This is a genomic window from Azohydromonas aeria (assembly GCF_009760915.1).
GTDB lineage: Bacteria > Pseudomonadota > Gammaproteobacteria > Burkholderiales > Burkholderiaceae_C > Azohydromonas > Azohydromonas aeria.
In genome coordinates, this window is sequence record NZ_VIDQ01000010.1 from 41,140 (window position 1) to 65,876 (window position 24,737).

A 24,737-nucleotide genomic window follows, 5' to 3' on the forward strand; every position below is an offset into this window, starting at 1 on the left:
GGCTTCCGGCCGGCGCCCTTGCGGCCTCTCCGGACAGCACTGCGCTTTCGCAGCCAATACGAAGTCATTTCAGCGAGCAACAAGCAATGAACCCACCCACCGCCAACCCCGCCCTCCACCGCCGCCGCCGCGCCGCCATCGCCGAGCAGCTGCTCGCGGCCTCGCCCGCGCTGGCCGGCGACATCGAGTGGGACGCGCTCGACGCCGCGCCGCCGTGGCTGGCGCTGGACGCCGCCGCCAGCGACCGGCTGCAGTGCCGCGCCGGCGCGCTGCTGTGCGGCGCGGAGCTGCGGCTGTGGATCGACCGCCCGCGCGTGGCCGCGGCGCGCGCCGCCGTGGGCGAGACCTGGTGGAAGGCGTTGCTGGCGCAACCCGTGCCCGCCCTGCCGCCGGGCGTGGCGCCGCAGCGCGTGGGCGACGGCGCGCCGGTGGTGGAGCGGCTGCAGGCGCTGGGCGCGGCGGTGCTGCTGTCGGCCCTGGAGCCGCTGCCGCTGCGCCGCGCCGCCGCCCCGCTGCTGGCCGTGCCGGCGCCGCTGGATTTCACGGCCGAGGCGGCGCGGCAGCTCATCGCCGCCGCCGAAAGCCTGGAGGCGCTGGCATGAGCGCCGCCGCACGGCCGCTGCGAAGGCGGCGCACCGTCCCGCTTGGCGGGACCGCGCGCAGCGCAAGGGTGCCCCAATGAGCTGGCTGCTGTGGCAGGCCGAGGGGCCGGCGCGCATCGCCTCGCCGCGCCTGGTGCTGCGCGCGGCCGAGGTGCCGGTGCTGCAGGACGCGCAGCGGCTGTGCGCGGAGCTCGCCGAGCTGCAGCGCACCGAGGCGCAGCGCATCGCCGCGGTGCTGGAGACGGCGCGCGCCGAAGGACAGCAGCAGGGCCTGGCGGACGGCCGGCGCGCGGCGCGCGAGGAGCTGTCCAGCGCCCTGCTGCAGCTGGGCCAGGCCGCCGAGCGCGAGCGCGCGCGGCTGCGCCGCGACACCGGCGCGCTGGCGCTGCAGGTGGTGCGCAAGCTGCTCGGCCACTTCGCCGCCGACGACGTGCTGGCCGCGCTGGCGCAGGCCGCCGCGGCCGAGGTGGTGCCGGCGCAGCCGCTGGTGCTGGCCGTGCACCCGGACCGGGCCGAGGCGGTGCGCGCGCGGCTGTCGGCGCTCGATGCGGCCGGGCCCGGCATCGGGATCGAGGTGCGCGGCGACGCCGCCTGCGCCATCGACGCCTGCCGGCTGGAGACGGCGCACGGCGCCATCGACGCGTCGCTGGAGGGGCAGCTCGCGCGGCTGGCGCAGGCCTGGGCGCCGCGTGGCGCGGAGGAGCCGAATCCATGAGCACGGCGTTCGCCGAGGAATCCGAGCGCCTGCTGCGCGCGCTGCACGGCACGCGCACCGTGGCCGAGCAGGGCCGCGTGGTGCAGGCCGGCGGCACGGTGCTGCGTGCCACGGGGCTGCGCGCGCGCATCGGGCAGCAGGTTCGGGTGTTCGACGCGGTGGAAGCCGAGCGCGAGCCGCTGCTGGCCGAGGTGATCGGCTTTGCCGGGCCGGAGGCGATCCTGGCGCCCTACGGGCCGCTGCAGGGCCTGGCCGTGGGCGCGGCGGTGCAGGCCCTGTCCGACGTGGCGCGCGTGCCCTGCGGGCCGGCGCTGCTGGGCCGGGTGATCGACCCCTTCGGCCGGCCGCTGGACGACCGGCCGCTGGACGAGCGCACGCTCGACTGGACGCCACTGCATGCCGACGCGCCCTCGCCGCTGCGCCGGCGCGGCATCGACACGCCGCTGCCCACGGGCGTGCGCGCCATCGACGCGGCGCTGACCGTGGGCGAGGGGCAGCGCGTGGGCATCTTCGCCATGGCCGGCGGCGGCAAGTCCACGCTGCTGGGGATGCTCGCGCGCTGCGCGCGGGCCGACGTGATCGTGATCTCGCTCATCGGCGAGCGCGGGCGCGAGGTGCGCGAGTTCCTCGACGACAGCCTGGGCGAGGAGGGTCTGCGGCGCTCGGTGCTCGTGGTCTCGACCTCGGACCGCCCGGCGCTGGAGCGGGTGCGCGCGGCCTACGCGGCCACCGCCATCGCGGAAGGGTTCAGGCGCGAGGGCCGGCGCGTGCTGCTGCTGATGGATTCCGTCACGCGCTTCGCACGTGGCCTGCGCGAGCTGGGGCTGTCGGCGCTGGAGCCGCCGGTGCGGCGGGGCTATCCGCCCTCGGTGTTCGCCGAGATGCCGCGGCTGTTCGAGCGCGCGGGCAACGACGCGCATGGCTCGATCACGGCCTTCTACACGGTGCTGGCCGAGGATGACGACAACAGCGATCCGGTGGCGGAGGAAGTGCGCTCGATCCTGGACGGGCACATCGTGCTGTCGCGCAAGCTGGCGCAGGCGCACCACTACCCGGCCATCGACGTGCTGGGCAGCGCCAGCCGGGTTTTTACTCGCGTGGCAGACCGGGACCACCGCGAGGCCGCGGCGCGGCTGCGCACGCTGATGGCGCGGCATGCGGAAGTCGAGTTCCTGCTGCGCGTGGGCGAGTACCAGGCCGGCAGCGACCCGGTGGCCGATGCCGCCATCGAGCGCATGCCCGCCATCAAGGCGCTGCTGCAGCAGCACGCGGAAGAGCCCACCGGCTTCGACGAGACGCTGCAGAGGCTGCGCGAGGCGGTGGCGTCGTGATCCGCGAGGCGCGCGAGTTGCTGCGGCTGCGCGCGCTGCGCGTGGAGCGGCTGCGCGCGCGCTGCGCGGAGGCGCAGGCCGCGGTGGAAGAAGCGCTGCGCGTGGTGCGCGAGCGCGAGGCGGAAGTGCACGGGCTGCGCGCCGGGCTGGACGCGCTGGCGCGCGGCGTGGTGGGGGCGCTGGCGCCGTCGCTGCCGCGCTGGATCGAGGTGGCCGCGGCCGAGCGCGAGCGCCTGGCCGACCTGCTGGAGCGCGCCGAGTACGGGCTGATCGACGACGAGCACGCGCTGGAGGCCGCGCAGGAACAGCAGCAGCAGGTGCGCGCCGAGCTCACGCGCGCGCTGGCCGGCCAGGACGCCGTGCGCAGCCTGATGGAGGTGGCGCAGCGCGAGCGGGCGCAGGCGGCGGAGCGGCGGCTGGAGCTGGAAGTGGAAGACCAGGGAAGGCCTCGCCATTGAAAGCCCGCTCCCGCCTGGAATTGACGGATCAGGCCACGCGGGTCATTTCGAGCAGGAGTCTTCCCTTGTTGTTGTCGTATTTACGTGCCCAGTCGTTGGCAAAGCAGGTGAACTGGCCGTTCCTGCTGGGCGTCCAGTCCTGCTCCGCCAAGGCATGAAAATAGGTCGAGGGGTCTTCATCCACTGCACCGACCAGTGCATACATCGGCACATTCGAGGCTCGGGCCCGCAGGCGGACCAAAGGTTCGATCAAGGACCACGGCATGGACCAGCCGTGACGTGGCGACGAGTGAACCGAGGCATCGTCCCAGGCTTCAATTTGCTGACTCACAGCCAGCCGATATACCGCGCCACTCTCAACCTGTATTCCACTTTCGTTGAACATCCTGCGCGCATCCACTTCAAAGGTCGCACGTTCCCCCACGGCAAGCTTCTTCATTCAGGATCTCCCGCAAACGCCGGCGCCATTGAACCGCCGGCCGGCATTTTTCCAAAAATCTCGGCAATCCTCCGGATTCACCCTGGAAGACGTGCCGACATGAAGATGCGGATCGAAAACACCGAGTGAACAGGCCCGTGGCACGGATATTTGGCGACATTGATTTGGCGCGAAAACGCGCAGCCATCAAATCCAGCATCGGCTGCTTTTGTTTTCCTCCATTGAAATCGGCGCACGCGCTCGGCGAAAGGCTTGTTGCCGGACCATTTCCAAGCAGCGGAGTCATTCATTGAACCCGGGAGCGCCTTGCGGCAACCCAGCGGCAACGACGCGTCGTCGAACCCTGTACCCGGGAGCTGTCCATGATTTCTTCGACCTCGGCTGCCAGCAGCCAGGTTGCAGGTGCCACGCGCCGGGGTGAGCCCGGACGGTCCTGCGCCGACGAAAGGCATACCGCCGACTTCGAGCGTGCCCTGCGCCAGCGCGCGCAGCTGGGCGAGCGCGGCGGCAGCGGTCACGCGTTCGGCGACGAAGACACCGGGCAGCCGCCCGCCGACGCCGGCCTGCCGCCGCCGACGCCCGCCCCGCATCCCTTCGCCCTGGGACTGCCCACCGTGCAGCCGCCCGTCCCCATCGAGGCGGCGCCGTCCGCGCGCGGCCTGGTGGAAGCCCCGTCCGCGACGCTGCGCGCGCAACTGGCGCAGTCGGCCGCGCCCGCACCCGCCGCCACCGACGCGGCGCGCGCCTTCGAGGTGTCGCTCAAGCCCCTCCAGGGCGCGGCGCTGACGCTGCAGGCCGTGGCGCCGGCCGTGGGCGCGCAGTGGACGCTGTCCATCGGCGCGCACGGTTTGAACCCGCAGGAGCTGCGCCGCAACCTAGGGCGGCTCGAAGAGCGGCTGCGCGCCCGGGGCGTGAGCCACGAAGCGCTGACGCTGCACCCGCCCGACACCGCCTCCACCGACGCCGAAGACCTGCCGTGAATGCCCGACGAATCGTGGACACCGCCCCGGCGCCCGTTGCCGACTGGGGCCGCACGCCGCAGCTCAGGCTGCGCGAGCTGGGCCCGGCCGACGCGGCCGACCTGCTGCGCATGCACCGCGAGCCGCGGGTGCGCGCGCAACTCACCGACGACTACCCGCTGGACGACCCGGCGGTGCTGCGCTTCTTCCTGGCGCGCATGGCGGTGCTGTACCGCCAGCACGAGGGGCTGGGCATCTGGCGCGCCGACGTTTCCCAACCCACGCCGGACAGTGGTGGCAGCGACGCGTTCGCCGGCTGGTTCAGCCTGATGCCCATGCCGGACAAGCCCGGCGCGGTGGAGCTGGGCAGCCGGCTGCTGCCCGCGACCTGGGGCCGGGGCGTGGTCTTCGACGGCACGGCGCTGCTGCTGGAGCACGCCTTCACGCGCCTGGGACTCGGCCGCGTCTGGGCCACCTGCCATCCCGTGAACCGCAGCGCGCGCGCCGTGCTGCTGGCGCTGGGCTTCAGCGAGCTGGGCCCTCGGCCCTACGGCGACGGCGTGGCCCTGCACTTCCGCCTGGGCGCGCCGGCCTGGCGCGCCGCGTGCGCCCTGCCGCGGCGGCAGCGGCTGCGCGCGGCGCTGCGCCCGCCGCGTCCCGGCACCACTCCAGCCGCCACCCCGATCCCGAACCCGACCGAGGAGACCTCCGCATGAACATGCCCCAGCTCGCCGCCGCCGGCCCGGCCCGCACCCTGCCGCAGCGGATGCGGCACGCGCTCGCCGATGCACACGCCGTGGCCGACGCCGCCCCGCTGACGCTGCCCGCGGCGCGGGTGCCGCGCGCGCCGGGCCTGCTGGCCGACGCCCTGCCCGGCAGCCCGGCGGCGCGCGAGGAGCGGCGCGCGCTGTACGTGCGCTGCCTGGCGCACTACCGCCGCAGCGTGGGCGCCAGTGCCGGCACGGGATCGCGCCGGGACGACGACGTGGCCGAGGCGGCGGCGCATTTCGTGGTGGCGAACCTGCGCGCGCTGCAGGGCGTGGACGCGACGCCGGCGGTGTTCGACGCGCTGAAGGCGCAGCTCGCCGGCGTGCTGCGCCCGGGCCTGGCGGCGCTGGCGCTGCGCGAGCAGCAGGACACCTTCGAGAAGTTCGCGCTGCTGGCGGTTCTGATCGGTGAGACCTGGACCGTGGCGCTGCGCCAGGGCCCGGCCGCCATGGCCAACGTGCGCCAGGCCGCGCGCGGCTACCTGCTGGAGCTGCTGGGGCTGGAGCCGCAGCGGCTGACGCTGGGCCCGGGCGGGCTGGTGGCGGTGGGGGGCGCGGGTTGATGGCCAAAAGATGCAAAAGATGGGGTCAGGTCTTGCCTTTTGCCCCCTCAATGCGTCCGAACCGACCTTGCTTCACCACAAGCACATAGGTAGTTGCACCAGGCAAAAGGCAAGACCTGACCCCGGCATGACTTGACATGGACACCCTGCCTCTGAGCACCGTCTCGGCGCTGGACGCCGTCGAGGCACTGTCGGCTGCCGGGGGCAGCGGCGAAGCCGGGACGGCAGCCGGCGCGGCGGCCCGCCCGCCCGACGGCACCTCCCGGCTGCTGCTGCGCGAAAGCCTGGCCGAGCGACTGCTCGGCCCAGCCCCCGCGGCCAGCCCGCAAGACCCGTCCGGCGCGCTGCCGGCCGCGGCGCATCCGGCGGCCGAGACGGCGGTGCAGCAGGGTTTCATGCGACCGCCGCCCGCCCCGGGCGACGCGCCGACGCCGCAGCAGCGCCTGGAGGCCAGCGCGCCCGCCACCGCGGACAGCGTCCCCGGCGAGTTCGCGCTGCCTGAAGCCCTGCTGGCGCCAGCGCTGATGGTGGGGCTGCAGGTCGATCCGGGCATGGGCTGGACGCTGCCGCCACCCCTGCCCGAAGCGCCGCGGTTGCGGCCCGGAGAAGCGGACAAGGAACGCGAGCCGGACCCGCGCCGGCAGCGCCAGGAATCCGGGCCCGGGACGGACGCGCCAACGCCGGACGACGGTCCAGGCGCGCAGGACGGCCGCGCCAGCACGGAGCTGGTCTTCGATGCCGTGGATGCCGCCGACTCGCGGCTGGACGCGCTGCTGCGCGCGCTGCACGCCGCGCTGCGCGGGGCCAACCCGCCGCCGGCGCTGCGCGCGGCGGCCGAGCAGTGGCGGCGCGGGCGCTGCGTGGTCGTGGCCTGCCCGCAGGCGCCGGCGCCGCAGGGCGCGGCCTGGGCGTTCGTCCTGGCGCCGGGTCCGGCCGCGAACGGCGCGGCGGCCCGGCTGGCCGGACCCTGCTTCGAAGCCGGGCTGCAATGGCGCGAGCCGCCGCGCGAGCCGCCACGCGCGGCGCGCTGGTGCCACGCGCGGCTGGTCAAGGAGCACCACCCGCGCCACGGCCGCCGCCTCGTCGCCGCCGACGCGGCGCAGGCCGGGGACTGCGCCGTGCAGCTCGGCCCGGTGCTGGCCGAGCGCCGCGCGCCCTGCGCCGTGACGCTGCGCATCGCCGCCGCGCGCAGCTTCTGGAACGCGCTGGGCATGCAGTGGAGCGTGCTGCTGGTGGTGTGCCCGCTGCCGCTGGCCGGCCCCGCGCCGGCGCCGGCGCCGGCGTGACTTATTCCCGCGGCCGCGGGGGCGCGCGCCACACGCACAGAACCGCCCGGCGCTGCTGCCGCAACCCAGCGGCCGGACACCCCGCACCGAGGAGCCCGCATGAATGCCGTGCCTGATGCCCTTGAAGCTGCCGCCGCGCCCGCCGGTACCGCTGGCGCTGCTCGCGCCGCGGCCGCCTTCGCCGCCCTGGGCGACGCCGTGGCCGCGCTCGACGCGGGCCGGCGCCGTGTCGCCTGGGCCAGCCCGGGCTGGCTGCGGCTGCTGCCCGCGCTGGGCGAGGGAACGCCGCTGGTGGATCTGGAGCACGCCCTGCCGGGACTGGCCGCGGCGCTGCGTGCGCAGCCCGCCGCCACCCCCGCCGCGGCGGCAGCGGCGCAGCGCCTGGTGCTGGGCGACGCGCAGGAGTGGCAGGCCGAGCTGTCCGCGCCCGTCGAAGGCGGCTTGCGGCTGCTGCGCCTGGCCGACCGGCGCGAACAGGGTCGCGCGCTGCAGCGCCAGCTCGACGCCCGCGAGCAGCTGCTGTTCACCTCGCGCGTGCTGTCGGTGGGCGAGATGGCCACGACGCTGGCGCACGAGATCAACCAGCCCATCGGCGCCTGCGCCAACCTGCTGCGCGGGCTGCGCTCGCGCCTGGCGCGGCGCGCCAGCGGCCGGCTCCAGGAGGCCGAGGCGCAGGCGCTGGACCGCGCCATCGACCAGGCCATGTTTGCCGCGCGCATCGTGGCGCGCATCCGCGAGTTCACGCACTCGCACCAGCCGCGGCGTGCGCGGCTGGACCTGAACCGGCTGCTGCGCGCCAGCGCCGCGCTGCTGGACTGGGACCTGCAGCGCAGCAACGCCCGGCTGGAGCTGGCGCTGCCCGACGGCGAGGCGCCGGTGTGCGGCGACGAGGTGATGCTGCAGCAGGTGGTGGTCAACCTCATGCGCAACGCGCTGGACGCGCTGCGCACCGACCCGCCGCCGCAGCCGCGCCTGGCGCTGCGGCTGCTGCGCCACCACGGCGAGCTGGAGCTGCAGGTCAGCGACAACGGTTGCGGCCTCGACGACGAGGCCCAGGCGCGGCTGTTCGTGCCGTTCGCCTCGACGAAGCCGTCGGGCATGGGCATCGGGCTGTCGATCTGCCGATCCTTCATCGAGCTGCACCAGGGCCGGCTGTGGTTCAGCCGTAACCCCGAGCGCGGCACCACCTTCCACGTCGGGCTGCCGCGCGCGGCCCAGGCCGATGCGCCTTCCCGCTGAGGAGAACCCCCGCCATGCGCACCATCTACATCCTCGACGACAACCCCGAGTTCCGCGACGCCATGGCCTTCTGGCTGGGCGGCAGCGGCTACCGGCTGCGCGCCTGGGGTGACCCGCACGAGGCGCTGGAGGCGCTGTCGCGGCGCGACCCGGCCGAGGAGGCCTGCCTGCTGCTGGACGTGCGCATGCCCGGCCTCTCGGGCCTGGACGTGCACGACGCGCTGCTCGAAGGCGGCGCGCCGCTGCCCGTGATCTACATGAGCGGCCATGCCGACGTGCCGCTGGCCGTGCAGGCCATGCGCAAGGGCGCGGTCACGCTGCTGGAGAAGCCCTTCGACGACGACACGCTGGAGGCGGCGCTGCACAGCGCGTTCACCTGGCGCGCGCAGGCGCACGAGGAGGCGCCCGGCGGCGCCGTGCCGCACGGGGCCGCCGCGGCGGCGGGCCCGGCGCCGTCCGCCGCAGGGCCGGACGGCGAGGACGCGCAGGCGCACGCGCGCTTCGTGGCGCGCGAGCGCACGCTCACGCCGCGCGAGCGCGAGGTGCTGGGCCACGTGATCCAGGGCACCTACAACAAGAACATCGCCGACCGCATCGGGCTGTCGGTGAAGACGGTGGAGCTGTACCGCGCGCGGGGCATGGCCAAGATGCAGGCGCGCTCCGTGGCGCAGCTCACGCGCATGATGGTCAGCCAGCGGGCGTGACGGGCATGGACGCCGTGCTCGACGCCCCGCGCGCTGCCGCCGCGCAGCCTGCCCTTTCGCCCCGGTCTGCCCCCTCGGCTTCGGCCGCCGCCGCCGCCGCCGCGCCGCGCGGCCCGGTGTTCGAGTGCGTGCTGCCGGCCGGGCCGCTGCGCCTGCGCGTGGAGGCGCCGGCGCTGGCGCACGCGCTGGACGCGGCCATCGCGCTGCAGCGCTGCGAGCCGCAGCTGCAGGCGCTGGAGGACTGGATCGGCCGGGCGCTGGACTGGCGCTGGACCGAGATCCCGATGGCGCCGGCCGAGCGCGGCAGCCAGGTGCGCGCCGCCTGGCAGCTCGATGCCGCCACCGCCGCGGGCGAGCCGGTGGCCGCGCGCGGCAGCATCGAGCTGCCCTGGGCGCTGCTGCGCACGCTGCCCGCGCCGGGGCCGGCGCTGGCCGCCGTGCTGCGCTGGCCGCTGCTGCCGGCGCAGCTGGTGCTCTCCTGCCCGCGGCTGGCGGCCGAGGACCTGGCGCTGCTGGAGCCCGGCGGCGCGCTGCTGCTGCCCGAGAGCTTCGACGCCGCCACGCCCTGGCGCGGCCGGCTGCGTGCGGCAGGCGAGCGCGGCGGCGCCGGCTTGCCGGTGGCGCTGGAGCAGCCGCTGGCGCCACGGCTGCCGGCGGGCGCCGAGGGCGCGCCGGCCGCAGCCGAGGGCCTGGACGTGGCGGACGCGGCCGGCGCGTGCGGCCCCGGGCCTGCGTGCGAAGTGCTGCTGGACCTGCCGCACGGCATGGGCACGCCGCTGCTGGCGGGCTGGCAGGGCGGCGCGGTGCTGGCGCAGGCCGGGCCGGGCGCGGCGCTGTGGCTGCGCGAGCCGGGGCAGCCGGCGCTGTGCGCGGCGCGCGGCCGGCTCATGCCCTGGGGCGGCGGCTGGGCGCTGGCCATCGAGGCGCTGGGCGAGGCGGAGGACGCGACGCTGCCGGTGTATTGACGCCGCGGCGCTTGAACCCCCGCGCTCCCCCGCGCAACCCACCGCGCGATGGACCTCACCTCCTTCTCCCCTTCCTCGGCGCTGCTCACGGTCGTCCTGCTCGCGCTGGCGCCGTTCGTGGCGGTCATGGTCACCTCCTTCACCAAGCTGGTGGTGGTGCTGAGCCTGCTGCGCAACGCGCTGGGGCTGCAGCAGGTGCCGCCCAACGTCGTGCTCAACGGCCTGGCGCTGGTGCTGAGCCTGTACGTCATGGCGCCGGTGGGCGTGCAGATGGGCGAGCGGCTGCAGGGCCTGGACAACATCGGCGCCAGCACCGGCTCGATGCTCAAGGCGGCCGATGCGGCCAAGGAGCCGCTGCGCGAGTTCCTGGTCAAGCATGCCCGCCCGGTGGAGCGCGAGTTCTTCCTGAAAACCGCGCAGCGCGCATTGCCCCCGGGACAGGCCGCCAGGCTCACGGACCGCGACTTCCTGGTGGTGGTGCCGGCCTTCACGGTCAGCGAGCTGGCGGTGGCCTTCGAGATCGGCTTCCTGATCTTCCTGCCGTTCCTGGTCATCGACCTGGTGATCTCGAACGTGCTCATGGCCATGGGCATGCAGATGCTCTCGCCCACCACCGTGTCGATGCCGTTCAAGCTGCTGCTGTTCGTGCTCATCGACGGCTGGGTCAAGCTCACCCACGGGCTGATCCTGACCTACCTCTGACCCACCCCATTGAGGACGCAACCATGCACCAGGGCGAGATCGTGCAACTGACGCAGCAGGCGCTGTGGTTCGTGCTGCTGCTGTCGGCGCCGCCGATCATCGTGGCGGCGCTGGTGGGGCTGCTGGTAGCCTTCGTGCAGGCCGCCACGCAGCTGCAGGAGCAGACGCTGCAGTACGTGCTGAAGTTCTTCGCGATCGTGGTCACGATCTTCCTGACCGCCTCGATGCTGGGCGGCGGCCTCTACCAGTTCGGCGACCGCGTCTTCAGCGACTTCGCCGGCCTGGTGCGCTGAAGCGGCGCCCGGGACGCTTTCGCCATGGAGGCGCTGGCGCTCTTCGGCACGCTGTCGGACACCGCGCTGCTGCTGGGCCTGTCGGTCACGCGCGTGGCGGTGGCCTTCCTGCTGGTGCCGGTCTTCACGCAGGAGGTGGTGCCCGCGACGGTGCGCAACGCGCTGTTCGTGTCGGTGGCGCTGCTGGCGCTGGCGCTGCAGCCCTCGGCGGCGCCGCTGCAGCTCTCCGGCGCGCAATGGGCGGCGCTGTTCTTCAAGGAGGCGTTCCTGGGCGCGGCGATCGGCTTCCTGTTCGCCGGGGTGCTGTGGGCCTTCGAGGCGGCGGGGCAGCTCATCGACAACAAGATCGGCACCACGCAGGCCCAGGTCAACGACCCGCTCTCGGGCCACCAGACCACGCTCAACGGCGCGCTGTTCGGCCGGCTGGCGGGCTGGGTGTTCATGTCCGCCGGCGGCTTCATGCTGCTGGTGGGCGCCCTGGTCGAGAGTTTCAATCGCTGGCCGGTGCGCCAGCCGCTGGCCGGCCTGGCCCCGGGCGGGATGCTGGTGTTCGAGGGCGAGCTGGGCCGCATCATGCTGCTGGCGCTGCTGGTGGCCGCGCCGGCGCTGCTGCTGCTGCACGTGGTCGAGGGCGTGCTGGGGCTGATGAACCGCTTCGCGCAGCAGCTCAACGTGTTCTCCCTGGCCAGCTCGATCAAGGCGGTGGCGGCGACGCTGATCGTGCTGGCGCAGCTGGTGACGCTGGTGCAGCTGCTGCAGGACGAGCTGCTGCGCCGCGGCACGCAGGTGCTGCAGCTGGTGGGGCGGCTGCTGGCGGGCTGAGGCCGGACGGCCTCAGACGCGGCGGGCGTCGGCGTACTCCAGCAGCGTGGGCGAGCCGGCCATGGCGGCCATGACGCGGCCGTCCTTGCCCAGCGCCACGCCTACGCCCAGGCACACCAGCTCGACGAGCTCGCCGCGGTCGTTGTAGGCGAAGCGCAGCTGGCCGCCGTCGATGAAGCGCACGCTGTGCGAGGCCATGCCCGCGACGCGCACGACCTCGTGGCTGCGCACCTCGCACAGGTTGCACAGGCCCACGCTGGTGACCACGGGCAGCTCGGCGCGGATCTGCCCGTCGCTGCGCGTCAGGCGCGCGCCCCAGGCGGTGTCCAGGGACTCGCCCTCGGCGAGCGGATGGTGGGGCGGGTGGGGTGAAGGGACGGCGGACATGGCGGCTTCTCCTGGGCGGTGGTGAGCGCCGGGTCGCGGCGCGGGTGGACCGGCACACGGGCCGGCGGGTCGTGGAACGGATGCAGCGTCAGGGCCGGCCATGCCGGGGCGCGGTGGAGCGCAGCACGGCGCCGCAGGAAGTGCGGTGGCCGTCGAAGGCCACGGGCCGGCCCTCGATGCGCACGGCCGCGTCGCCCTCGGCGATGAAGCAGCCGGCGTGGCCCTTGCGCGGACAGCTGCAGCGGTCGCCGACCCGGGCCACGCCCAGGCCGAGCACGCGGTGCTCGTCGCTGGCCGAGAGCACCCGGCCGCCGTGGCTGGTGGGATCGTTGAGACGGATGACGCCGCGCATGGTGGTGGCTCTCCTGGATGGACGCAGGGATGGTTGCCGTCGGCAACGCCGTCACTGCGTGTAATTGCCCGGGTCGATGGCCGGGCCGACGATGCTGCGCCACACGTCGCCGCCCTGCGAATGCTGTTGCGTGCGGCGCTTTTCCTCGGACGGCGGCGTGATGAAGACGATGCTGGCCTCGGCCGGGTCGCGCAGGTTGATGGCGGCGCTGGCACCGCCCTCGCGGTAGCTGCCCATGACGCCGATGGCCATGCCCATGAACCAGCTGGCCGCGCCGGTGTTGCCCAGCCGCGCGTCGGTGTCGATCCACTCGGTGGGCTTGTTGCGGTCGAGCTCCGGGCCGCCGGCGTCCGTCCACTGCTGCAGCACGCTGCCCAGCGCGATGGTCTGCTCGGTACGCCCGGCGGTGGAGACCACCACGCGCGCCGGCGCGGCGGCACGCTCGCCCTCGGGCAGCGTCTGCAGCGCCTCCTGCCAGCCCGCGGCCAGCGCGGCGGCGCGCGCGGCGCTGCGCCGCAGCGGCCGGCCCTGACCGTCCACGGTCTTCACGAACACCGGCCGGTGGATGAAGCCCAGGGTGGGCAGCCGGTCGAACTCGGCCAACTGCGACTTGTTCCAGGGAATGGGGAACCAGGGCGTGGGCCTGAAATCCCGCGACGGGTATCTGCCCTTCTCCCAGGGCATTTCAAATGCGGACGGCGCCTTGGGATACATGTCGGGACGCCTGGCGATGGCGGCGGTTTCCTGCAGCCATTCGGCGGTGGTGGGGGTGCGATAAAGGGCGCCCTTGGGCTTGGGCAAGTCTTCCGACAACCGCAAGTGAGCCAGGAAAATGCGACGTGCGAAGCCTTTTCGATTGAAATCCTCCACATCAAAGGGACCGGACATGGTGTCGAAATCCTCGAATGCGAAAGGCCGCAGCGGGTCCACGCGCTCCCGGCGCGCCAGGACGAATACCACCGTGCTGTCCGGCATTTCAGGGACGTAATATCCATCCCGAATCAAAGGCAGCACTCCTTTGGGACGATACAGATCCCGGAAATACAAGCCATCTGCCGCCGAAATCACGACGTATGGTACATCCGGATGTTCGTCAAAAAAACGAAACACACGCTCCATCAGCCTATCAGGCCGATCCGACTGCTCCGAACCTGCTGCAACAAACAGTTCCGAACTCATGCCAATCCACTTGGAAGCGGCCGCAACACCAATGAAGCCTGGATAAGGATCATCGGGAGAAAAACCCGCAGCCGAGTCCACCGCGAAAGCAGGCACCCCCCAATTAGACGGCGTATATTTTGCTCCATTCTCAAGAGCATCATCCGAGCGCTTGCCCTCTTGTTCACCCTTTTCCCGTGCACCCCAAGGATATTTCTTGGGATCTTGCTCGCGGATGGTGGCGTAGGCACTTCCTCGGCTCAGCGCATCCCACAACTTACCTTGGCGGTACTTGTCCAGCGTGACGCCGAGGCTGATGACCTCCAACACATACTCGCGTTGCGCTTGAACTCGCTCGGCTTCTGTAAGCGGCGGCAGTGCAGTCCGCACAGAAAGCGACACGGGCTCTCCTGATTCTTCAAACGCCGCAAATATTATCCAAGCCACCCCGGTCGCCACAACCAGCAGCATCATGATAAAAATCCAACGCACACCAATAGAGTTTTTCATTTCCTCCTCCAATGACACAAGATCAACGTGAGGCAAATTCACCATCAGAGCCGCAAGCAGTGCACACACAACAATAAACAGAAGCCCGGGGCCCAACACAACCTTCGGTATTTTGGCTTTCAATCCATTCAACCGGATCATCACCTCATCCTTTCACGATGGGGCTGCACCACATCCAGATCCTCAAAGCGCCATTCGGACAGGTTCGCGTCGCAAGCGTCACCTGCTTTCGGCATGGCAACTGGTTCAACACGCCTGCCAGCGCTGGTTTCACACACCACGGTTGGCGGCAATTCCTCCGGCAGCAGGGCAACACATTCAGGAATGTTGCCCGTGCTGTAGTAGTCGCTGCTCCCCTCGATCAACGCCTTACGCCACTTGTTTTCCTGATCAAAGTAACAGCCAAATTGCTCCAGAAATCCCCTCCAAGTCATTATTCCTGGACGCCCCTTTTCCTTTTTGCCTTCATCAATTTTTATCAGTCTCCAATCCGCCACCGCACATAAATACGCCCGGAATTTCGGGTCCGACACGGCCCGCCCCTGCCCGATGGCCAGGTCGAAGGCAGTGACGTCGCGGTGATTGAGCCGGCTGCCGAAGATGGCGCTGTGGCGCGAGCGCTCGGCCCGGTCGTTCTGCCAGTGCAGCCGCACCTCATCGGGCGTCTCCAGCCGCTTGACCAGCAACTTGCCGTTGGGCCGGCGCTCCCGGCCGGACAGGCATTGGTAGAGCTCCAGCACGGCAGGTGTGCATTGCGTGCCGGGCTTGCCCTTGTTGAGGTGGAACTGGATGTCCTGGCAGCGGCGCGCGGACTCCTGCGCCACGGCCTCCTTGTGCAGCACGGGTGCCGGGCTGGCCAGCGGCATCCCGGCGTCCATGCGCGTCCAACCGGGCTGCGGGTCGTTGATGAGCTGCCACACCTCGCGCGCGCCAAACTTGCTGGTCGCGGCAATGGCGGCGTCGATCGGATCGACCCCCTCCCAGGTGCCCGCAGGGTCGTCCCGCGGCGTGCGCGGGTCGTCGGCTGCCAGGGCACCGGCATTCAAGTCGGGCACTACCGGCCGCGGCAGCGGCTCGCCGTTGACGACCACCACGCCCACGCGGCGGCGCGCCATGGATTCGTCGGTGTCCCGGGAGGAGGCCGGCACCTGCCAGAGCCTCAGGTCCGCCTTGGGCAGGCCTTCGCGGGCGCTCTTATTCACGGGATGCCACAGGCCCATGCGCGCCGCGTGGTCGCTCTCGTCCTCGCCGTCCATGCGCAGCACGTGGTCGTGCGACCGCGCCTGGCCCACCAGCACGGCCTCGCCGCTGTCGGGGTCGGGACGCCGGCGCTGCGTGAACACGCGCTGGAAGAAGCCGCTGACGAACTTGCCGCCCGGGCCTGCTCGATTCCAGCGCGTGAGCTCGGCAAAGGGCCGGCGCAGCACCTCCGTCATGCCCAGCCGCGGGTTGGCGTTGCCCGGTGTCGGACAAGGCGGCGCCGCGTCGCACTGCGGGCCGCGCAGGTACTCGGGCACCCCCTGCCAGCCGATGCCCTTGACGTTCTTGAGCGCCACCGTCATGTCCTCGGGGCAGAAGTACAGGTACACCTTGCCGCGGTTGTCGCGGTCGCCCGTGGGCTCCCACTTCGCGCCAACGATGTCGCCGGGATGTCTCTTGAGCGCCTCGAAGGCCGGTGCCGCGCCGCGGCGCGTGGCCACCAGCTCCACGATGTTGGCCAGCGTCTGCAGCCGCGCGTGCAGCGTTTGCCGGCCTTCCAGGAAGCCGTAGCGGTCGGGCTGGTCCGCGGAAGGCTTGCCGTCCTTGTCCTTCGAGGGACTCATCCGGTCGTCCGCAGCGTCCACCTTGTCAGGCTTGACCAGGAGCTTGATGTGCAGGTCGAGCTTGGCTTCCAGGCTGTAGGGCGGGTGCGTGAGCACCAGCGCGTCGGCCGGGCGCAGGCCGCGCTGGGCCAGGAAGGCCTGCGCCAGCAGGCTGAGCATGCAGCCCTGGCTGTGCGCCACCAGGCTCACGGTGTCGTCGGGGTGGTAGTCGCGGATCATCGACACCAGCGCGGCCAGCCGCTGCGCGGCCAGCACCATGTACAGCCGCCCCGGCGCGCTCAGCAGCGGTCGCAGCGGGTCCCGGCTGGCCCACTCGCTGGTGGCGGAATTGACCGTGCCCTTGTTCCACATATCGGGCAGCGTGCCGGTGGCATTGGCGAAGGGCCCGCCGCCCTTGCTGTAGTCCTTGTCCAGCCGGTTGCCCCAGCGGTCGGTGTTCTGGCCGTGGGGCAAGTCCTTGCCTTCGATAGTCTTGCCTGCCTTCTCTCTGAATCCCCAGTAGAACGGGATGACCGGGCTGTAGCTGTCCGGCGTCGGCTGGCGCTTGAAGAACACCGCGTCGGGGTCCTCCTCCAGCTTGTCGCGGTCCTGCGCCGTGAAGGTGCGGTACTGCGCTGGCCGGATGAGGCCGCGCTGGTCCAGGCGCCGGTTCAGCCCTTCGCACAAACCGGCTTCCACCTCGCCATAGGCCGTGCCCACGTCGTTGACGCCGTGGATCACGATGACGGCGCCGGGCAGCTCGGGACGCACGTAGACAGGCTGGTCGCGCTCTGGCTTGCACTGGGACAGGCCCTGGCCCGTGCCCTTGTCGTAAGGCTCTTTCGGATAGATGCCCTTGGAATCGTTGCCCATCACGCCCCCTCCCCTTCGCTCAAGACCCGTATCCCCGCCACCTGCATCGCCTCGTGCTCCAGCAGCTCGGTGCGCCCTTGAGCGTCGCTGCGGCCGCGCCGCGTGCTGCCGTCGCTCAGCGTGATCTCGTAGGGCCGGTCCGCCGCCACGGGCCCGTCCGGCCCGCCCACGCGCAGCACGAAGCGCAGGCTGGTGCTGCCGGCATCGAAGCCCGGCAGCGCCGCGGCGATGCCGTCCGGCCCGTCCCAGTTCGTGCCCCGGGTGCGCACCTGCAGCGGCTGTTGCGACAGCAGCTCGATGCCGGCCTTGGACAGCCGCAGCGCCGTGCCGTCGGTGAGCACGAACAGCAGCTCCTCGCCGGCGGTGAAGACCATGCGGCGCTGCGCGCCGGCCAGCACGTCGCGGCCCGCGTCCACCCGCACGTCGGCGTGCTGCGCCTGCAGCAGCGCGTCGCCGTGGTGCGCGATGGCGCTGATGCCGCCCTGGTGCGCGAACAGCCCGATGCCCCGGCCCGCGTTGGCATTGAGCCGCTGCCCCGCCGTCAGCTGCAGGTGCTGCTGCGCCACCTGGTCGATGTTCCTGCCGGCACAGCTCAGGATGGTTTCGGGCGTGCTCGCGGCAATGCCCGCCGGGGCGGTGAGGCTCAGCGTCGGCGCGCCGCCCTGGCCGCGCGGATCGACGCTGGAGCCGCCCTCGGCTGCCTTCACGTCGGCGTGCAGCTTCGCCTGCCCCTGCTCGTCCACGGCCAGCCCCTGGTGCTCGGCGGCGTAGCGGCCCAGGCTCCTGAACAGCTCCAGCGCGTCCTGCATCAGCGCCACGTGCTCCTCGGCGCTGAGCTGGTTGCCGGCGGCCTCCAGCCGCGCCCAGGCAGAGAGCAGCAGCGCCTTGGCCGTGCGTATCGCTCCCGCGGCGTCGCTGCGCAATTCAAAACCGTCGCCGCGCGGCCGGGCCACGCCGTCGCGCCGCGGCGTGGTCAGCGCGCCCAGGCTCAACGCGCTGTGGCCCGCGTCGCTGGCCAGCTGCGCCATGGGCTGGTTCGGGTGGTCGTCGAGCAGCAGGTGCTGCTGGCGCCGGCTGCCGAGCTCCCGGCCCACCAGCGCGGTCTGCGCGCCGTTGTGCGGCAGCCCGGCCTGGTGCCCCACGCGCGGCGGCTCGCCGTGCCAGCGGTGGAAATGGCAGCCGGCGATCACGGGGCGGTCATGGGCGAGCCACTCCACGTCCACCTCGGTGCCCGGGCGCAGCACGGTGCTCAGGCCGATGCCGCTGCCGGCCCAGGGCGTGCGGTGGCGGATCCAGGCGGTGGTGTCGGTTCCCTCCTCGCCGCCCAGCAGCTTCACGCGCGAGCGCCCAAGCTCGTCGGTGTGCAGGTTCATGCCCTGGGGCGCCACGACGATGCCAGTGAGCGTGCGCAGCCGCGGCTGCTCGTGCTCGGCCAGCGGCGGCGGCACGACAGGTGACGCCACCGGCACGGCCTCGAAGCGGTTGACGTAGCGCTGCGCCGGCTTGGGCCCGGACCCGGCCGTCCTGGCGCCGTCATGCGCCCAGGCGGGCAGCCCGTCCTCCCCCAGCAGCGCCAGCGCCGGCGCATCCAGCTCGGCGGGCAGGTTGTTGAAGGCCACGTGCTCGACACGCAGGGTCGTGAAGCAGCGCTCGGCGTCGGACAGCCCTTCAAAGCCCGGATAGCCGTCGATGCGCTGCCGCTGGCCGGGGGCGAGCGTGCGCACGCCGCCGCGCCCGGCCAGCACGTGGACGCGCTGGCGCTGGTGCGCGTCGTGTGCCCGCGCCAGGCGCGCGGCGTGGTCCGGGTCGTCGCCCAGGTGCGGGGCGGCCACGCGCACCGGCCCCAGCCCCTGCGCCAGCAGGCCGCCACGCGCCGCGCCCGCGATGGCGTGGCACTGCTGCAGCTTCCCGGCCTCGTGGTCCCAGCTGCGCAGGCCCACGCCGCAGGGCACCAGGCGCCACTGCGGCACCAGCAGGTCGATGCTGTCCACGCGCAGGCTCGCGTCGCGGCGGTGCCAGGGCAACGCTTCGGGCTGGCCCGGCGGCAGCTGCGCGCCGTCGTCGAACAGCACCAGTTCCTGGCGCGGCAGCCGTGCCGGCCCGTGCTCGCCGCCGGGCACCGGCTCCGCGCGCCAGAACCAGCCGATGCCGGCGCCTCGCAGCAGCCGCTGCACGAAGCCGGCATCGGACTCGTCGGGGTGCTGGATGAAGCAGCCGCGCACCGGGTGGCGCTGCGGATGAACGTCCGCCAGCCAGCGCCAGCCGAAATGCGCCCGCAGCCCGTCGCCGTGCCAGCCGCGTAACACTTCGTCCACCACCTCGGGCACGCCGCGGTGGTGGAAGCAGCGCAGCCGCCGGCGCTCCTGCATGACCGACATCCCGTCGCGCCCGACCAGGTGCACGGCAATGAGGCCGCCATCTCCCGGGCCCAGCCGCGCCTCGGTGAGCACCAGCGGGAAGCTGCGCGGCTCGCCGCCGTCGGTGCGCATCTGCAGCGCGAAGGGCTCGCCCGGCAGCGCGTCGAGGGGCAACCGCGCCGACAGCGCCAGGCAGTCGATGCGCGCCTCGGTGGGCTCGCACACGCCCTCGGCAATGACGGCCCGCTGCGGCAGCAGCACGCGGCCGAGCTGCGGCTGCAGCGCGTCGCTCCAGGCCAGGCGCAGCGTGCGCCGCTCGGCGTTCAGCGTCTGCGTGTCGAAGAGCTTCCTGAGGTCGGGCAGGTCCATGGGCGGCGGCTCCGGCGTCGTCGATCGGCGCCGTTGCCCCCATCGGCCTGCGCTGCTGCCGCGGACGGTGCTGGGCGAACTGCTCGGCACGGCAGCCATTGCCGCACGGCGCGCCCCGCGCCGCCATGGGAGGGTGCTGGGAGGGCACCCGGGACACTGCGCCCGGGCCGGCCGGGAGCTTTGTCCCGGGATGCGGACCGCGCCCTCAGCGCGGCTGCAGCGCCAGAAGCTCGTGCGCCATCCGGGCGCCGGCGCTGGCGCGCTGGAAGGCCTCGCGCACCTGCTCCAGCGACACCGCCAGCGGCGCGAAGTCGCCGCCGGCCACGGCCGCGGGCAGCGCCGGCAGCACGTCGCGCTCGGTGGCGAAGCACGACACCGCCTCGCGCGCGCCCTGCGCGTTCATGCGCAGCTCGAAGCGCATCGCGCCCGGCAGCTGCAGCCCCGAGGCCGCGGCCACGCGCGCGCTGCCCTGGAAGCGGTTGGGAAAGAAGCGCCGCACCTGCCGGTGCTCGTCCTGGTGGAAGCAGTAGACCCAGGCGTCGCGGCTGGGCCGCAGGTCCAGCTCGATGCGCTCGCCGCCGTTGAAGCGCCGTGCCTCGTTGGCCGTGGCCACGCGCAGCGCCAGCGGCGCGGCGGCCGGGGCCACGGCGGCCGCCGGTGCGGCGGCCACCGCAGTGGCCACCGCGGGTGCCGGCGCAGGAGCCGGCACCGGCGACGGCGACGGCGCATGGGCAGGTGCCGCCGGGGCGGCGGCGTTGCCGCGCGCGGCGAGCTGGCGGTGGTCGGCGTGCAGCCAGGCGCGCAGGAAGTCGTGCGTGAGCCTGGGCTCGCGCGACAGGCCCAGCGCCTCGCGGTAACGCGCCACGGCCTCCTTGGTCTGCGGATTGACCACGCCGTCGGCCGGCCCGGCGTAGGCGCCGCGCACGCGCAGCTGGGCCTGGAACCAGGCAATGAGGTCCTTCGGGCGCGCCGAGAGCGTGTCGTACCAGTCGCGGATCTCGGCCTCGACCTCCGGCTGCTCGGCCGGCGCCCCCAGGCAGCGCCAGTAGGGCACGCGCGAGAGGCGCCCCACGAGCTGGATGGCGGCCGCCTCCGCCACGGCGTGCAGCGCCTTCGCGTCGCCGCCGCGCGTGGGCACGACGAAGACCTGGCCGAAGGTGCGGATCGCGGCCACGCCGGCGTGGAGCGTGGCGCGCTGGGTGGCGGCGGCGTCGGGCACGGGGCTGCGGTCCTGCGCGTTCACCAGGCCGAGCGTGACGGCGCGCGTGGTGGCGTCGGGGCGCTGCACCGCGCCCTGCAGCACGAAGGCCGGCCCCGGCTCGGCGCTGCTGGCTTGCGTCACCCTGAGCGCGCGGCTGCGCCGCGACATGGACGTGAAGGTGGCCTGCAGCAGCTCGCGCGGCACCACCGACTGGCGCCCGCCGCTGTCGGGCGGTTCACTGACGGCCAGCTGCAGGTCGCGCACGCCGTGGTCGAGCAGCAGGTCATCCATGCAGCGCAGCCCGTCCGAGAAGTCCTCCACCGGGCGGCCGTCCGGCGGCGCGGCGGCGGGCTCGGGCGCCGTCGCCGCGCAGGCCGCCACCAGGGCGGCCACGGCCAGGGACAGCGCGGTGCGCAGGGCGCGGCGGGTGGGCGTCGGGTAGGTCATGACAGGCAACCTTCGGGCGGAGGGCCCGTGCGGATTCGTGATGCCTGTCTTCAGTTGCGCGCGCGGCGCCGGGGGTTCAATGCGGCGCCGGCGCGGCGGCCGGATGGCGCGGGATCAGTGCTGCAGGATCTTGGACAGGAACTCCTTGGCCCGCGGCGAGCGCGCCTCCGGGTTGCCGAAGAAATCCTGCTTGGTGCAGTCCTCGATGATGCGGCCCTGGTCCATGAAGATCACGCGGTGGCTGACCTTGCGCGCGAAGCCCATCTCGTGCGTCACGCACATCATGGTCATGCCCTCGTTGGCCAGCTGCACCATCACGTCCAGCACCTCGCCGACCATCTCCGGGTCGAGCGCCGAGGTCGGCTCGTCGAAGAGCATCACGATCGGGTCCATCGACAGCGCCCGGGCGATGGCCACGCGCTGCTGCTGGCCGCCCGAGAGTTGCCCCGGGAACTTGTCCTTGTGCGCCATCAGGCCGACACGGTCGAGCATCTTGAGGCCGCGCTGCAGCGCCTCGTCCTTGCCGCGGCCCAGCACCTTGATCTGCGCCAGCGTCAGGTTGTCCGTCACCGACAGGTGCGGAAAGAGCTCGAAGTGCTGGAACACCATGCCGACGTGGCTGCGCAGCTTGGGCAGGTCGGTCTTGGGGTCGGCGATGCTCACGCCGTTGACGATGATGTCCCCTTTCTGGAACGGCTCCAGCGCGTTGACGGTCTTGATGAGGGTGGACTTGCCCGAGCCGGAGGGGCCGCACACCACCACCACCTCACCCTTCTGGATGGCGGTGGTGCAGTCGGTGAGCACCTGGAAGCTGCCGTACCACTTGCTGACGTTCTTGATCTCGATCATGAGGGTGCTCTCTCAACGAATGATGGCGATTCTCTTCTGCAGCCGCTTGACCAGCATCGACAGCGAGAAGCAGATCACGAAGTAGACGACCGCGGCGACGAGGTAGGTCTCGACCGGGCGGTTGTAGTTCTTGCCGGCGACCTCGAAGCCCTTGAGCAGGTCGTAGGCGCCGATGGCGTAGACCAGCGAGGTGTCCTGGAACAGGATGATGGTCTGCGTCAGCAGCACCGGCAGCATGTTGCGGAAGGCCTGCGGCAGCACGACGAGCTGCATGGTCTGCTTGTAGCTCATGCCCATGGCGTAGCCGGCGTAGACCTGGCCGCGCGGCACGCTCTGGATGCCCGCGCGCATGATCTCCGAGTAGTAGGCCGCCTCGAACACCGTGAAGGTGATGGTGGCCGACACCTCCGCGCCCAGCGGCCGCCCGGTGAGCAGCGGGATGAGCAGGAAGAACCACAGGATCACCATCACCAGCGGGATGGAGCGCAGCGTGTCCACGTAGAGCTGCGCGGGCACGCTCAGCCACTTGTGGCTGGACAGCCGCATCATCGCCAGCACCGTGCCGAGGAGGATGCCGCCGATCATCGCCACCAGCGTCAGCTGCAGCGAGAACAGGAAGCCCTTGGCGATGAAGCCGGTGATGACGTCCCAGGACAGGAAGGAGAAGTCGAGGTTGCTGAGCATCAGGCCTCCTGCCGAGCCGTCTCAAGGGAGGCCTGCGCCCCCGTGGGGGGCAGGAGCGAAGCGACGTGGGGGCTGCTCATCATTTGGCTCCTGCGGCCACGGTGCCGGGAATGCGCAGCCGCCGCTCGATGAACAGCGCGATGCGGTTGACCAGCAGCGCCGACACGAAGTAGAGCGCCGTGACGGCGAGGTAGATCTCGACGCCGCGCGAGGTCTCCTCCTGCGCCTGCATGGCAAACATGGTCAGCTCGGCCACCGACACGGCGAAGGCCACGGCCGAGTTCTTGATGATGTTCATGCTCTCGCTGGTCAGCGGCGGGATGACGATGCGAAAGGCCATGGGCAGCAGCACGAAGCGGTAGGTCTGCGGCAGCGTCAGCCCCAGCGCCAGGCCCGCGTAGCGCTGCCCGCGCGGCAGCGCCTGGATGCCTGCCCGGACCTGCTCGGACACGCGTGCCGAGGTGAAGAAGCCCAGCGCGAACACCACCAGGATGAAGCTGGGGAAGGCCTGCAGCGGCGGGATCAGCGCCGGCAGCACGTGGTACCAGAGGAAGATCTGCACCAGCAGCGGGATGTTGCGGAACAGCTCCGTCCAGGCGTTGCCCGCGAACACCAGCGCGCGGCTGGGCGTGGTGCGCAGGATGCCCACGATCGAGCCCACCACCAGCGCCACCACCAGCGCCAGCAGCGCCACCGACAGCGTCCAGCCCCAGGCCGAGATCATCCAGTCCAGGTACGTGATGCTGCCGCCGCTGCCGAAGCAGCGCGGCGCCACCTCGCCGTCGATGGTGTCGCGGCAGAAGACCTGCCAGTCCCAACTCGCCATGTTGTTGTTCTCCCGTCGCGGCGCCGCTTCAGCGCCGCGGCGCATCCCCATGAAAAAGGCGCGAAAGGAACGCGTGCTGCTTGCGTCCTTTTCGCGCCCGTCGGCTACTGCACGGCCGTCACGGCGTCAAAGCCTGTTCACAGCCGCTTGGCGTATTCCTCGGCCGGCTGGTCGTTGGGCTTCTTCAGCGCTTCCTTGAGCAGGTCGCTCATGGGCAGCTTGACCACGGCGCCGGTGGGCGGCGTGGGCTGCATGAACCACTTGTCGTAGAGCTGGTTGATCTCGCCGGACTTGGTCATGTCGGCGATGGTCTGGTTGACGATCTTGCGCAGGCCCTCGTCGTCCTTGCGCATCATGATGGCGATGGGCTCGACCGACAGCGGCTCGCCCACGATCCGGTAGTCCGCCGGGTTCTTGCTGCGCGCGATCAGGCCGGCGAGCAGGCTGGAGTCCATCACGAAGGCGTCGGCGCGGCCGCTGTCCATGAGCAGGAAGCTGTCGGCGTGGTCCTTGCCGAAGACTTCCTTGAACTCCACCCCTTCGGCGCGCTTGTGGCGGCGCAGCGTCTGCACCGAGGTCGTGCCGGTGGTGGTGGCGATGGTCTTGCCCTTGAGGTCGGCCACCGAGTTGATGCCGGAGTTGGCCTTGACGGCCAGGCGCACCTGCTCGACGAAGGTGGTGTTGGCAAAGGCCACGTCCTTCTGGCGCGCGAGGTTGTTGGTGGTGGAGCCGCACTCCAGGTCCACGGTGCCGTTCTGCACCAGCGGGATGCGGTTCTGCGAGGTCACGGGCTGGTACTTGACCTCCAGGCGCCGGCCGACGGCCTTCTCGACGTTCTCGACGGCCTTCTCGCAGATGGCCACGTGGTAGCCCACGTACTTGCTGCCGCCCAGGGTGTAGGACAGCACGCCCGAGGATTCGCGCACGCCCAGGGTGATGGTGCCGGTGTCCTTGGCCTTCTTGAGGGTGTCGGACTGGGCTTGCGCGGCGCCGGCTGCCGCCAGGATCGCGGCGACGAGCAGGGTCTTCTTCATGCGGGGCACTCCTTGACGATGAAGTAGTAAGAGAAACGAAAGC

Annotated in this window: 26 protein-coding genes; 14 read left to right on the forward strand and 12 right to left on the reverse strand. The window is 72.1% G+C overall.

What is annotated here, in order from left to right; genetic code table 11:
- The first annotated feature begins 86 nt into the window (after positions 1–86).
- The 4 genes from FJ694_RS08195 to FJ694_RS08210 all read left to right on the forward strand — a co-directional run bounded on the left by FJ694_RS08195 (position 87) and on the right by FJ694_RS08210 (position 3,106).
- Positions 87–602 carry a hypothetical protein gene (locus tag FJ694_RS08195; RefSeq protein ID WP_157265955.1) on the forward strand — a complete coding sequence of 172 codons (516 nt, stop codon included), beginning with the start codon at positions 87–89 and terminating at the stop codon, positions 600–602.
- A gap of 76 nt (positions 603–678) precedes the next feature.
- Positions 679–1,317 (forward strand): FliH/SctL family protein, encoded by a 639-nt coding sequence (locus tag FJ694_RS08200; RefSeq protein WP_157265958.1) that lies wholly within the window; start codon positions 679–681, stop codon positions 1,315–1,317.
- A complete protein-coding gene (locus FJ694_RS08205) occupies positions 1,314–2,648 on the forward strand; it encodes a FliI/YscN family ATPase (RefSeq protein WP_157265961.1) in 1,335 nt (444 codons plus the stop codon). The genes FJ694_RS08200 and FJ694_RS08205 overlap by 4 nt, the downstream gene beginning before the upstream one ends.
- Complete coding sequence (locus FJ694_RS08210; protein ID WP_157265964.1) at positions 2,645–3,106, forward strand: hypothetical protein; 462 nt, start codon at positions 2,645–2,647, stop codon at positions 3,104–3,106. The genes FJ694_RS08205 and FJ694_RS08210 overlap by 4 nt, the downstream gene beginning before the upstream one ends.
- 28 nt (positions 3,107–3,134) lie before the next feature.
- Here FJ694_RS08210 and FJ694_RS08215 read toward each other — a convergent pair whose 3' ends face one another.
- Together FJ694_RS08215 and FJ694_RS08220 are read right to left on the reverse strand one after the other, a co-directional pair.
- Positions 3,135–3,545 (reverse strand): hypothetical protein, encoded by a 411-nt coding sequence (locus FJ694_RS08215; RefSeq protein WP_157265967.1) that lies wholly within the window; start codon positions 3,543–3,545, stop codon positions 3,135–3,137.
- A 77-nt stretch (positions 3,546–3,622) separates the two neighbouring features.
- A complete protein-coding gene (locus tag FJ694_RS08220) occupies positions 3,623–3,835 on the reverse strand; it encodes a hypothetical protein (RefSeq protein ID WP_157265970.1) in 213 nt (70 codons plus the stop codon).
- A gap of 72 nt (positions 3,836–3,907) precedes the next feature.
- Between FJ694_RS08220 and FJ694_RS08225 the strand changes: the two genes are divergently transcribed.
- From FJ694_RS08225 to sctT, 10 genes are all read left to right on the forward strand, one after another.
- The gene (locus tag FJ694_RS08225; RefSeq protein ID WP_157265973.1) at positions 3,908–4,525 is read left to right on the forward strand and encodes a hypothetical protein; all 618 of its coding nucleotides are present in this window, start codon (positions 3,908–3,910) and stop codon (positions 4,523–4,525) included.
- Entirely contained in the window at positions 4,522–5,220 is a 699-nt protein-coding gene (locus FJ694_RS08230; protein ID WP_157265976.1) for a GNAT family N-acetyltransferase, read from the forward strand. The genes FJ694_RS08225 and FJ694_RS08230 overlap by 4 nt, the downstream gene beginning before the upstream one ends.
- Positions 5,217–5,834, forward strand: coding sequence for a DUF6683 family protein (locus tag FJ694_RS08235; RefSeq protein WP_157265979.1), 618 nt, complete (start codon positions 5,217–5,219; stop codon positions 5,832–5,834). The genes FJ694_RS08230 and FJ694_RS08235 overlap by 4 nt, the downstream gene beginning before the upstream one ends.
- A 137-nt stretch (positions 5,835–5,971) precedes the next feature.
- Positions 5,972–7,120, forward strand: a complete 1,149-nt coding sequence (locus FJ694_RS08240; RefSeq protein ID WP_157265982.1) for a hypothetical protein — start codon at positions 5,972–5,974, stop codon at positions 7,118–7,120.
- A gap of 99 nt (positions 7,121–7,219) precedes the next feature.
- Positions 7,220–8,359 (forward strand): sensor histidine kinase, encoded by a 1,140-nt coding sequence (locus FJ694_RS08245; RefSeq protein ID WP_157265985.1) that lies wholly within the window; start codon positions 7,220–7,222, stop codon positions 8,357–8,359.
- Between the two features lie 14 nt (positions 8,360–8,373).
- The gene (locus tag FJ694_RS08250; RefSeq protein WP_157265987.1) at positions 8,374–9,063 is read left to right on the forward strand and encodes a response regulator transcription factor; all 690 of its coding nucleotides are present in this window, start codon (positions 8,374–8,376) and stop codon (positions 9,061–9,063) included.
- Between the two features lie 5 nt (positions 9,064–9,068).
- Positions 9,069–10,028: a hypothetical protein gene (locus tag FJ694_RS08255; RefSeq protein ID WP_157265989.1), complete on the forward strand. Its 960-nt coding sequence runs from the start codon at positions 9,069–9,071 to the stop codon at positions 10,026–10,028.
- 48 nt (positions 10,029–10,076) lie between these two features.
- Positions 10,077–10,730, forward strand: a complete 654-nt coding sequence (gene sctR, locus FJ694_RS08260) for a type III secretion system export apparatus subunit SctR (RefSeq protein ID WP_157265991.1) — start codon at positions 10,077–10,079, stop codon at positions 10,728–10,730.
- Between the two features lie 23 nt (positions 10,731–10,753).
- Positions 10,754–11,023, forward strand: a complete 270-nt coding sequence (sctS, locus tag FJ694_RS08265) for a type III secretion system export apparatus subunit SctS (RefSeq protein ID WP_157265993.1) — start codon at positions 10,754–10,756, stop codon at positions 11,021–11,023.
- A gap of 24 nt (positions 11,024–11,047) precedes the next feature.
- Positions 11,048–11,845: a type III secretion system export apparatus subunit SctT gene (sctT, locus tag FJ694_RS08270; protein ID WP_157265995.1), complete on the forward strand. Its 798-nt coding sequence runs from the start codon at positions 11,048–11,050 to the stop codon at positions 11,843–11,845.
- Between the two features lie 12 nt (positions 11,846–11,857).
- Here the strand turns inward: sctT and FJ694_RS08275 are convergent, their stop codons facing one another.
- From FJ694_RS08275 to FJ694_RS08320, 10 genes are all read right to left on the reverse strand, one after another.
- Positions 11,858–12,232: a hypothetical protein gene (locus FJ694_RS08275; protein WP_157265997.1), complete on the reverse strand. Its 375-nt coding sequence runs from the start codon at positions 12,230–12,232 to the stop codon at positions 11,858–11,860.
- Positions 12,233–12,320: 88 nt separating this feature from the next.
- The gene (locus FJ694_RS08280; protein WP_157265999.1) at positions 12,321–12,584 is read right to left on the reverse strand and encodes a PAAR domain-containing protein; all 264 of its coding nucleotides are present in this window, start codon (positions 12,582–12,584) and stop codon (positions 12,321–12,323) included.
- Positions 12,585–12,635: 51 nt separating this feature from the next.
- The gene (locus tag FJ694_RS08285) at positions 12,636–14,393 is read right to left on the reverse strand and encodes a type VI lipase adapter Tla3 domain-containing protein (RefSeq protein ID WP_157266001.1); all 1,758 of its coding nucleotides are present in this window, start codon (positions 14,391–14,393) and stop codon (positions 12,636–12,638) included.
- Complete coding sequence (locus FJ694_RS08290) at positions 14,393–16,927, reverse strand: T6SS effector phospholipase Tle3 domain-containing protein (RefSeq protein ID WP_157266003.1); 2,535 nt, start codon at positions 16,925–16,927, stop codon at positions 14,393–14,395. Before FJ694_RS08290 ends, FJ694_RS08285 begins: the two co-directional genes overlap by 1 nt.
- Entirely contained in the window at positions 16,927–19,653 is a 2,727-nt protein-coding gene (locus FJ694_RS08295; RefSeq protein ID WP_198320764.1) for a type VI secretion system Vgr family protein, read from the reverse strand. Before FJ694_RS08295 ends, FJ694_RS08290 begins: the two co-directional genes overlap by 1 nt.
- Positions 19,654–19,858: 205 nt before the next feature.
- Complete coding sequence (locus tag FJ694_RS08300) at positions 19,859–21,301, reverse strand: DUF4384 domain-containing protein (protein WP_157266008.1); 1,443 nt, start codon at positions 21,299–21,301, stop codon at positions 19,859–19,861.
- Positions 21,302–21,415: 114 nt separating this feature from the next.
- On the reverse strand, positions 21,416–22,150 hold the full coding sequence (locus FJ694_RS08305) for an amino acid ABC transporter ATP-binding protein (RefSeq protein ID WP_157266010.1): 735 nt from the start codon (positions 22,148–22,150) through the stop codon (positions 21,416–21,418).
- A gap of 12 nt (positions 22,151–22,162) precedes the next feature.
- Positions 22,163–22,834: an amino acid ABC transporter permease gene (locus FJ694_RS08310; protein ID WP_157266012.1), complete on the reverse strand. Its 672-nt coding sequence runs from the start codon at positions 22,832–22,834 to the stop codon at positions 22,163–22,165.
- Between the two features lie 79 nt (positions 22,835–22,913).
- Positions 22,914–23,660 (reverse strand): amino acid ABC transporter permease, encoded by a 747-nt coding sequence (locus FJ694_RS08315; RefSeq protein WP_157266014.1) that lies wholly within the window; start codon positions 23,658–23,660, stop codon positions 22,914–22,916.
- Positions 23,661–23,797: 137 nt separating this feature from the next.
- The gene (locus FJ694_RS08320; RefSeq protein WP_157266016.1) at positions 23,798–24,694 is read right to left on the reverse strand and encodes an amino acid ABC transporter substrate-binding protein; all 897 of its coding nucleotides are present in this window, start codon (positions 24,692–24,694) and stop codon (positions 23,798–23,800) included.
- Positions 24,695–24,737: the final 43 nt, after the last annotated feature.